The organism is Kitasatospora sp. NPDC086801, assembly GCF_044745805.1.
In the GTDB taxonomy this organism is placed as follows: Bacteria; Actinomycetota; Actinomycetes; order Streptomycetales; family Streptomycetaceae; genus Kitasatospora.
On sequence record NZ_JBIVAX010000057.1, the window covers coordinates 35,906 to 44,235 of the forward strand.

Genomic DNA, 8,330 nt, shown 5'->3' on the forward strand with positions numbered 1-8,330 from the left:
CGTCGACCGGGAGTTGACCCCACCCACCGGGCCCGGCGGGCGCCGGTTCGGGGAGAACCTCGCCCCTCGTCGGCACGAGCGGGGACGTCCACAACGTTAGGAGGAACGGCGGGCGCTCTCGTCATCCGCCGGAATGAAGCCGTCCAACCAAGGATCTACGGGGCGCGGCACCCCCTCCCCCTAAGGGGTGCCGTGCCCCGTCTCGGGGACGCCCCGTACGGGGCCGGGCCGCGGGGCCTCAGCCGGTCAGCACCGGTGCGGCCAGCCGCTCCAGGGCCTGTGCGAAGCCCTCCACGACCGGGGCCAGCAGGGTGTCGGTCTCGCGCTCGACCAGGGTGGCCCCGTCCTCCCGGGCCGTGATGTGGCGGTCGAGCACGAACCAGCCCTGGGTGATGTGGCCGGCGCCCATCGAACTGAGCACCGGGCGCAACGCGTAGTCCACCGCCAGCACGTGCGCGGGCGAGCCGCCGGTGGCCAGCGGCAGGACGGCCTTGCCGGCCAGCGCGTACTGCGGGAGCACGTCCAGCAGGGCCTTCAACAGGCCCGAGTAGGCGGCCTTGTAGACGGGGGTGCCGATCACGACGCCGTCCGCCCGGGCGAACAGCTCCGTCACGGCGACGATCTCCGGGTGGTCGAAGTCGCCCGACAGCAGCGCGTGCGCGGGCAGGCTGCGCGCCTCGAACGGGACGACGTGGTGGCCGCGGGCCTCCAGCCGGGCGTCGACGTGGCGCAGCAGGCGGGTGGTGCGGGAGGTGGCGGACGGGGAGCCGGAAACGGACAGGACGGTGGCCATGGGTTCACCTTTGGCTGGAAGCGGGGGCGGCGCGACGCGGCCCAGGAGGACCGCTGCGGGTCGGAGCCCGGGAAGGTGTTTCGACGTGCTCGACGTGCTCGACGTGCTCGACGTGCTCGACGTGCTCGACGTGTGCGATGTGCTCGACGTGTGCGATGTGCTCGGCGTGGGTGGGGTGACGCCGAGGTGATCCGGTGGGCGCGCTTCAGCCGCGACAGAGCGAACAGGCCACACCACGCCGCAGGTCGACGTGCCGCCGACGCGTGAGTGCCCAACGCTGATCCATACCCGAAATGCAAACACGCTGTGTTCGAGCCGGTCAAGAATCGTTTCGCCAGTTGAACGGCGGGTGACCTGGCTCCCCGCGAACCGGCTTGAACCGGCGCCCGCACGGCCCGTCCCCGCCGTCGTACGGCCGCGCGGACGTTGCGGCGGAACGATCCGACCCGTGCATCAAAACTGCTACAAGCAGCCTGGCGGGGTACCCGGGGGGAGTCAGCACGGCCGGGGTCGGGCATCCTCGACGACATGAACACGTGGCAGGAGGGCCGCCCCGGAGGCGGCGGGAACCCGTACGACGGCGGGAACCCGTATGGGGGCGGCGGCAACGGCGGCGCGTACGGGCGCGGCGGGGGCGGCGCGGCGGCCGAGCCGCCGCTGCCGTCGTCGATGAACCCGCGCGGGCCGGGGGCGCCCGCGCCACGGCAGCCGGAGCCGTCCCGGGTCGGCGGCATCCCGCCGCAGGGGCCGGGCGGGCAGCCCGGCGGGCGTCCCGGCGGACCCGGGGGCCCCGGCGGACCCGGGGGCCCCGGCGGACCGAGCGGCCCCGGACGGCCGGGCGGGCCCGGGGGCCCGGGCGGCGCTCAGCCGGGCGGTATACAGGCGGCCAAGCGCTGGCCGCGGCGCCGGATCGTCAAGTGGTCGGTCTTCGGCGTCCTGATCGCCGTCATGGTCACCGCCGTCTCCACCTGGTTCTGGGCCGACTCCAAGCTCAACCACGAGAACGTGCTCGCCGGCTACCCCGGCCGCCCGCCGGCCGGCAAGGGCACCAACTGGCTGATCGTCGGCTCCGACAGCCGCCAGGGCCTCACCGACTCGGAACAGGACGACCTGCACACCGGTCACGACACCGAGGGCAAGCGCAGCGACTCGATGATGATCCTGCACGTCGGGGACAACGGGAACACCCTGATGAGCATCCCGCGCGACTCCTGGGTGCCGATACCCGAGTACAAGAACAGCAGCGGCAAGACCGTCAAGGGCACCACCTCGAAGATCAACTCGGCCTTCGGCAACGGCGGTGGCCGCCTCCTCGTCCAGACCGTCGAGCTCAACACCGGCATCCGCATCGACCACTACGCCGAGATCGGCTTCGCCGGCTTCGTCGGCATCGTCGACTCCATCGGCGGTGTCGAGATGAAGATCGACCAGGACGTCCACGACAAGGACTCCGGCCTCGACCTCAAGGCCGGCGACCAGACCCTCAACGGCAAGCAGGCCCTCGCCTTCGTCCGCCAGCGCCACCAGATGGCCGACCAGGACCTCGGCCGGATGCGCAACCAGCAGAAGTTCCTCGGCGCCCTCGCCCACCAGGCCGCCTCCCCCGGCACCGTGCTGAACCCGTTCACCTTCTACCCGCTGGTCGACTCCGCCCTCGGCACCCTGATCGTCGACGACGACGCCGGCCTCACCGACCTCGGCTCGCTCTTCCTCGCCATGAAGGACGTCAACGGCGGCGGCGGCAAGACCCTGACCGTCCCGATCGGCAACCCGGACTACCGGACCAAGACCGGGGAGTCGGCGGTCCTGTGGGACGCCGCCAAGTCCAAGCAGGTCTTCGACGCCTTCAAGAACGACACCGCGGTCCCGGACATCAAGTAAGCCCGGACATCACGCGGCCGTTTGCGACTTTGCGTAGTCGCGGCGCCACAATGGGTGGATGTCGCTCGTCACCGCGCTCGTCTACCGCCGCCGCCACCGCCTCCTGGGCCGCCTGGTCCAGGAGGCGCTCGCGCTCTACGGCATGGAGGTGCCCGCCGCCTGCGAGATCGGGCCCGGGCTCGTCGTGTTCCACCGCGGCTTCGGCACGGTGCTCCACCCGTACACCACCCTCGGCGCCGGCGTGACGCTCTACAACGGGGTCACCATCGGCCGGGCCGACCCGTGGGTGCCGCAGGAGCGCAGCGCCATGCGGCGGGTGGTGGTCGAGGACGGCGCGGTGCTGTGCGCGGGCGCCAAGGTGGTGTGCAAGGAGGGCGTGCTGACCGTCGGCGCCGGCACCGTCGTCGGCGCCAACGCCGTCCTCACCCGCTCCACCGGGCCCGGCGAGATCTGGGCCGGCGCTCCCGCCCGCAAAGTCGGCCTGCGGGAAGGGGTTCGGGCGGCGGTGGCCTGACCCCGCACCCTGGGGATCAGCCCTGGAGGTGCGGGAGCAGGAAGCCGGAGACCGGCGTCCACTCGGTGATGCGCGCCCCCGCGATCACACCCGCTCCGTCGGCCGAGTAGGGGTCCAGCTCCATGATGCGCTCCACCGCGGCCCGGTCCTCGGCGCGGTAGACCAGCAGGCCGCCGGTGTCGTCGGCCCAGGGGCCGGACAGGACGAGCGAGCCCGCCCCGGTCAGCTCGGCGAGGTACTCGCGGTGCCTGGGGCGGATCGCCAAGCGGCGCTCGGTGTCCGCGGTGAAGACGAACTCGACGACGAAGTAGGCCATGCCGGCGCTCCCCCTGTCTAGCCGGCCTGCGGGAGCAGGCCGGTGCCGCACTCCGGGAAGCGGACCAGCCACTCCCCCTCGCCACCCGCCGCCTCGGTGGCGCCCGCGTAGCCGTAGTGGATCAGCCGCCCCTCACCGCCCGCCAGCCAGCGGGCGCCGGTCAGGTGCACGGTCAGGGCCGCCGGGCGGTGCGGGTCGGGCCGCTCCAGCACGAGTTCGTGCTCGGCCTCGCCCGGCCGGAAGGCCACCGCGGTCTCCGTGGTCGGCCGGCGCGGGCTGCCGCCGTCCTGGTACGTCCAGTACGCGGCCACCGTCACGGTGAGCGCGCCGTCCACGCCGCCGGTGCCCGGCCGCACGTACTCCTCCTCCGACACCCAGCGGGAGTGGTGGCGGATCTCCTCCGGGCCCCAGCGCTCGTCCCAGCGCACCCAGTAGCCCGCCACCCGCTTGACCGTCATGGCCTCGCAGGCGACCCGCACCGCGATCCGGGCCGGGTTGACCGGCTCGCAGGAGGCGAGGGACACCACCGTCACCTGCTCGTACGTCACCGCGCCGTCGTCGGCGTCCTGTTCCATCGGTGAACCACCTTGCCGGAGAGTCTGGTTGGGCGCGGCTCCGACCGCGTACGGAGAGCCTAGAGCGACCGGGCGGGCACCGGAGCGATTGGGCGGTTCCGGCCCGCGCCGATCGGTTACCCCGTTACCCTGCCCCCGGACACGCCACCGCCCCGGAGTGGGAAGTCGGCTGATCGGACTTCCCCGGCCGGGGCGGTGTGCGGTTTCGAACTGATGAACCGGTGACTACTCGACGATGCCGGACTTGGCGATGGTGACCTTCGCCGAGGTGCGGCCGCTCTGCGAGCCGAGCTTCTCGACCGCCGTCACGACGTCCATGCCCTCGAGGACCTCGCCGAAGACGACGTGCTTGCCGTCCAGCCAGTCGGTCACGATGGTGGTGATGAAGAACTGCGAGCCGTTGGTGTTGCGGCCGGCGTTGGCCATCGACAGCAGGCCCGGGCGGGTGTGCTTGAGCTTGAAGTTCTCGTCGGCGAACTTCTCGCCGTAGATGCTCTTGCCACCGGTGCCGTTGTGGTTGGTGAAGTCACCGCCCTGCAGCATGAACTGCGGGATCACGCGGTGGAAGCCGGAGCCCTCGTAGCCGAAGCCGTTCTGGCCGGTCGCGAGCTCGCGGAAGTTCTGGGCGGTCTTGGGGACGACGTCGTCGTACAGCTTGAAGACGATGCGGCCCGACGGAACGCCGTCGATCTCGATGTCGAAGAAAACGTTGGAAGCCATGCAGGGATCATGGCATGACCCGTCCGCCGACGCGCGTCACCCCCGGTCCGGCGCCAGGTGGCGGCCCCGTGTTATCCGGCCGGCGCGAGGACCGTGGAAGCTAACATCGGCGTCAGGTTCAAGCGTTTCGGTCACGGCGACGGGGTGGACGGCATGCGGATCGGTGAACTGGCCGGGCGGACGGGCGTGAGCGAGCGCTCGCTGCGCTACTACGAGCAGCAGGGCCTGCTGGCCGCCGACCGGACGGCGGGCGGGCACCGGGACTACCCGGAGCGGGCCGTGGACCGGGTCGTCCTGATCCAGGAGCTGTTCGCGGCCGGACTGCACAGCCGCAAGATCTACGAGATCCTGCCCTGCATGCGCGACTCCGACGGCGGCCCGAACGAGGTCGCCACCCCGCTGCTGGTCGAGGAGCTGGCCGCCGAGCGGGACCGGATCGACCGGATGATCGGCGATCTGGTCCGCTCCCGCGACGTCCTGGACGAGGTGATCGCGACCGCCTCCGGCCGACCGCGGGCCGAAGCGGCGTAGGCCCGCGCCTCAAGCCTTCAGCTTGCGCCAGACCGCCTCCAGGGCCGCGATGTCGCCCTCGTCGAGCCGGTCGGTGAAGACCGGTGCGAGGACGGCCCGCCGGGTGGCGTCGGCCTCGGCGAAGGCGGCGCGGCCCTGCTCGGTCAGTTCGATCCGCACCGACCGGGCGTCGGAGGCGGAGGGCGTGCGGGCCACCAGGCCGCGTGCGGCCAGGGCGTCGACCACCCGGGAGACCTGGCTGCGGCTGAGCATCGTCTTCGCACCCAGGTCGGAGGCGGCGACCGGCTCCCGCTGCCCGGCGAGCCAGAGCATCACCTCGAACCAGGACAGCGACAGCCCGTGCACCCGGGTGAGCTCGCGGTCCACCTGGGCGGCGAGGGTGGTGCCGGCCCAGACCAGGCCGTAGAAGGCGTGGTCCCGCTCGGACAGCGGGCCCAGGGTGAGGTCGGCACGGTTCATGACGTTCATCGTACCGAGGTGCGTGCGCGCGCACGGAGTTCCGCGCACGCGCACGGCACGCCGCTAGAACGCCTGGTGGTCCGGCTCGCACACCGTGCCGGGCGGCGGGAGCTCACCGCTGACCAGGTACCGCTGCTCGCGGTCCCAGGCGCAGGCGCTCGGGTTGCCCAGAGCGGTGTGGCCGTAGCCGTGGACGGTCAGCAGGCGGCCGCGGGCGAGGGTGTCGGCCAGCGCGCGGGAGCCCTCGTAGGGCCAGGCCGGGTCACCGGTGAGGGCCACGACGAGGATCGGCGCGGAGGTCGGACGGTCCCACGGGCCGGTGTAGCGGTCCCGGGCGGCCTCGGCCGGCCAGCCGGCGCAGCGCTGGTTCTGCCAGACCCAGTACGGGCCGGTGGCGCCCGACCGGGCCCGGGCGAGGGCGGACAGCGCCGGGTACGTGCTGTCGGCGGCCGGGTCGGCACTGGAGACGGCCGGGTTGACGGTGTCGGCGCAGAGCGCGCCGAGGGTCTGCGCCTGCTTGGGCTGGCCGCCGGTCGGCAGCGGCGCCGAGGCGTCCGGGGCGGCGGTCCACAGCTGCTGGAGGAGTCCGCCCAGCGCCGGCCAGCCGGTGCCGGGGGCGCCCGGCACCGGGGCTGCCGCGAAGAGCATCGGCAGGACGGTGGAGGCGGTGGAGGCCCGGTCGAAGGTGACCGCCGCCGGCGGGGTGCCGAGCGTCACCGGCGTCCCGCCGAGCCGGTCGAGCAGCTCTCCGAACTTCGCGCGGGTGGCGTCCCGGCTCTCCGCCGCGAAGGCGCAGGCGGCCGGTCCGGCATCGGCGCACTGGTCGAGGAAGGCGTCGAGGGTGCGGGCCCCGGCGAGGTCGCTGCCGGTGCGCAGGAACGGCGGCAGGGCGCGCTGCTGCGGCGAGCGCCCGGAGGACCAGGCGACCGGGTCGGGGGCGCTGTCCAGCACCATCGCGCGCACCCGGGTCGGGAAGAGGTTGGCGTAGGTGGTGCCCAGGTAGCTGCCGTACGAGGCACCGAGGTAGCTCAGTCGGCGGTCGCCGACGGCGGCGCGCAGCAGGTCCAGGTCGCGGGCCGTGTCGGCGGTGGACAGGTGGGCGAGCAGGCCGGTCCGCTCGTTGTCGGCGCACTGGCGGCCGAAGCGCGCGTACGTCGTCGCCCAGGTCGACTCCTGGGCGGCGCCGACCGGGTAGCCGGCCGGCAGCCCCGCGAGCAGGCCCTGCTCGGCCGCCGCGTCCGGGAAGCACTGCGGCAGGGTGGAGTCGCCGACGCCGCGCGGGTCGAAGCTGACCAGGTCGAACCGCTCCCGCAACTGCGCCGGGAGCATCCCGTACACGGCGGGCAGCGCCTGGGTGCCGGGCACGCCCGGGCCGCCGGGGTTGAAGAACAGCGAGCCGATCCGGTGCGCCGGGTCGGTCGCGGGGTGCCGGATGACGGCCAGCTCGACGGTGCGCCCGGCTGGGTCGCGGTAGTCCATCGGCACCGTGGCGCGGGCGCAGTCGAAGTCCGGCACGCAGGACCGCCAGTCCAGCCGGGGCACCGGCGCCGCGGGGGCGGCGGCCGCCGAGGCGGCCGGGGCGAGGCCGGCCAGCAGCAGCCCGGCGGCCGCGGCGGCGCCGGTTCTGAGGGCGGAGGTGAGGCGGGGTCGGGGCATGGGCGGGCCTCCCTGTTCGGTGAGCTGAGTTGCTGTCACCAAGGTTCGGGGCGCCCGCCGTCAGGCCGCCCACACCCCACCGGCACCACTGTCATGCTGCTGCCACCGCCACCCCACACGGCTCAGGCGGCCCGCGCGACTCAGGCGGGCTTGCGGGCCAGCAGGTAGGCCTGCGGGGTCGGCTGCCCGCCCTCCTCCGGCTCGCGGAGCGTGCGGGAGGTGAGCCGCAGCCCGGCCTCGCGGACCAACTCCGCGATCCGGTCCGGCTGCTGGCGGCGGAAGTCCAACGCCACCGGGTGGCCGAAGGGCTGGTCGATCCGCAGGAGCTCGTCGCCGACCTGGAAGGCGAGCAGCAGGTGGCCGCCCGGGGCGAGCACCCGCGCGAACTCGGCGAACACCTCCGGCAGGCGCTCCGCCGGGGTGTGGATGATCGAGTACCAGGCGATCGCACCGGTCAACTCGCCGTCCCCCAGGGGGAGGTCGAACAGCGAGCCCTCGGTGAAGTCCAGCCCGGGGTACGTCGCACGGGCCAGCTCGACCATCCGCGGCGACAGGTCGATGCCGCGGATGTCGAGGCCGAGACCGTGCAGGTGGTGCGTCACCCGGCCGGGGCCGCAACCCAGTTCCGCCACCTTCGCGTCGGCGCGCTCGGCCCGGACCAGTTCCGCGAAGGTCGCGAGCAGCGCCCGGGACAGCGGCTCGCCGGCCAGTTCGTCGCGGAAGCGGTCGGCGTAGTCGGCGGCGATGGCGTCGTAGAACGCCCTGGTCGTGGCGAGGAATTCCGGCTCGGTCATTGGTAGTTGGAGGCGCAGTGCCCTCGCGGGCCTGGTTCCTCCGTCCCCTTTCAATCCGTGCGTGCGGTTTTCCCGCACACGGCTTACCGAT

Annotated in this window: 10 protein-coding genes; 3 read left to right on the forward strand and 7 right to left on the reverse strand. The window is 73.4% G+C overall.

Going from position 1 to position 8,330, the window contains the following annotated elements:
• Window positions 1-238 precede the first annotated feature (238 nt).
• Entirely contained in the window at window positions 239-793 is a 555-nt protein-coding gene (ssuE, locus tag ACIPLC_RS35095; RefSeq protein WP_400477104.1) for an NADPH-dependent FMN reductase, read from the reverse strand.
• Between the two features lie 528 nt (window positions 794-1,321).
• Here ssuE and ACIPLC_RS35100 point away from each other — a divergent pair.
• Together ACIPLC_RS35100 and ACIPLC_RS35105 are read left to right on the forward strand one after the other, a co-directional pair.
• Window positions 1,322-2,674: an LCP family protein gene (locus tag ACIPLC_RS35100; protein WP_400477105.1), complete on the forward strand. Its 1,353-nt coding sequence runs from the start codon at window positions 1,322-1,324 to the stop codon at window positions 2,672-2,674.
• A 58-nt stretch (window positions 2,675-2,732) separates the two neighbouring features.
• Window positions 2,733-3,188 (forward strand): hypothetical protein, encoded by a 456-nt coding sequence (locus ACIPLC_RS35105; protein ID WP_400477106.1) that lies wholly within the window; start codon window positions 2,733-2,735, stop codon window positions 3,186-3,188.
• Window positions 3,189-3,204: 16 nt separating this feature from the next.
• Here ACIPLC_RS35105 and ACIPLC_RS35110 read toward each other — a convergent pair whose 3' ends face one another.
• The 3 genes from ACIPLC_RS35110 to ACIPLC_RS35120 form a co-directional block, all read right to left on the reverse strand.
• The gene (locus ACIPLC_RS35110) at window positions 3,205-3,504 is read right to left on the reverse strand and encodes a YciI family protein (RefSeq protein WP_400477107.1); all 300 of its coding nucleotides are present in this window, start codon (window positions 3,502-3,504) and stop codon (window positions 3,205-3,207) included.
• Between the two features lie 17 nt (window positions 3,505-3,521).
• Window positions 3,522-4,079 carry a hypothetical protein gene (locus ACIPLC_RS35115; protein WP_400477108.1) on the reverse strand — a complete coding sequence of 186 codons (558 nt, stop codon included), beginning with the start codon at window positions 4,077-4,079 and terminating at the stop codon, window positions 3,522-3,524.
• A 225-nt stretch (window positions 4,080-4,304) separates the two neighbouring features.
• A complete protein-coding gene (locus tag ACIPLC_RS35120; RefSeq protein ID WP_400477109.1) occupies window positions 4,305-4,799 on the reverse strand; it encodes a peptidylprolyl isomerase in 495 nt (164 codons plus the stop codon).
• Between the two features lie 153 nt (window positions 4,800-4,952).
• On the opposite strand from ACIPLC_RS35120, the gene ACIPLC_RS35125 reads away from it, so the two are divergent.
• Window positions 4,953-5,330 (forward strand): MerR family transcriptional regulator, encoded by a 378-nt coding sequence (locus ACIPLC_RS35125; protein ID WP_400477113.1) that lies wholly within the window; start codon window positions 4,953-4,955, stop codon window positions 5,328-5,330.
• A 9-nt stretch (window positions 5,331-5,339) separates the two neighbouring features.
• On the opposite strand, the gene ACIPLC_RS35130 is transcribed toward ACIPLC_RS35125, so the two are convergent.
• The 3 genes from ACIPLC_RS35130 to ACIPLC_RS35140 form a co-directional block, all read right to left on the reverse strand.
• On the reverse strand, window positions 5,340-5,789 hold the full coding sequence (locus tag ACIPLC_RS35130) for a MarR family winged helix-turn-helix transcriptional regulator (protein WP_400477110.1): 450 nt from the start codon (window positions 5,787-5,789) through the stop codon (window positions 5,340-5,342).
• Window positions 5,790-5,852: 63 nt separating this feature from the next.
• Complete coding sequence (locus ACIPLC_RS35135) at window positions 5,853-7,445, reverse strand: alpha/beta hydrolase (protein WP_400477111.1); 1,593 nt, start codon at window positions 7,443-7,445, stop codon at window positions 5,853-5,855.
• Between the two features lie 140 nt (window positions 7,446-7,585).
• A complete protein-coding gene (locus ACIPLC_RS35140; RefSeq protein WP_400477112.1) occupies window positions 7,586-8,239 on the reverse strand; it encodes a class I SAM-dependent DNA methyltransferase in 654 nt (217 codons plus the stop codon).
• Window positions 8,240-8,330 lie beyond the last annotated feature (91 nt).

What these genes read in the sequence shown, in the direction of transcription:
- ACIPLC_RS35135 (WP_400477111.1), bottom strand. Translation starts at nt 7,445, where the DNA reads ATGCCCCGACCCCGCCTCACCTCCGCCCTCAGAACCGGCGCCGCCGCG.
- ACIPLC_RS35140 (WP_400477112.1), bottom strand. Translation starts at nt 8,239, where the DNA reads ATGACCGAGCCGGAATTCCTCGCCACGACCAGGGCGTTCTACGACGCC.
- ACIPLC_RS35130 (WP_400477110.1), bottom strand. Translation starts at nt 5,789, where the DNA reads ATGAACCGTGCCGACCTCACCCTGGGCCCGCTGTCCGAGCGGGACCAC.
- ACIPLC_RS35115 (WP_400477108.1), bottom strand. Translation starts at nt 4,079, where the DNA reads ATGGAACAGGACGCCGACGACGGCGCGGTGACGTACGAGCAGGTGACG.
- ACIPLC_RS35105 (WP_400477106.1), top strand. Translation starts at nt 2,733, where the DNA reads ATGTCGCTCGTCACCGCGCTCGTCTACCGCCGCCGCCACCGCCTCCTG.
- ACIPLC_RS35120 (WP_400477109.1), bottom strand. Translation starts at nt 4,799, where the DNA reads ATGGCTTCCAACGTTTTCTTCGACATCGAGATCGACGGCGTTCCGTCG.
- ACIPLC_RS35110 (WP_400477107.1), bottom strand. Translation starts at nt 3,504, where the DNA reads ATGGCCTACTTCGTCGTCGAGTTCGTCTTCACCGCGGACACCGAGCGC.
- ACIPLC_RS35100 (WP_400477105.1), top strand. Translation starts at nt 1,322, where the DNA reads ATGAACACGTGGCAGGAGGGCCGCCCCGGAGGCGGCGGGAACCCGTAC.
- ssuE (WP_400477104.1), bottom strand. Translation starts at nt 793, where the DNA reads ATGGCCACCGTCCTGTCCGTTTCCGGCTCCCCGTCCGCCACCTCCCGC.
- ACIPLC_RS35125 (WP_400477113.1), top strand. Translation starts at nt 4,953, where the DNA reads ATGCGGATCGGTGAACTGGCCGGGCGGACGGGCGTGAGCGAGCGCTCG.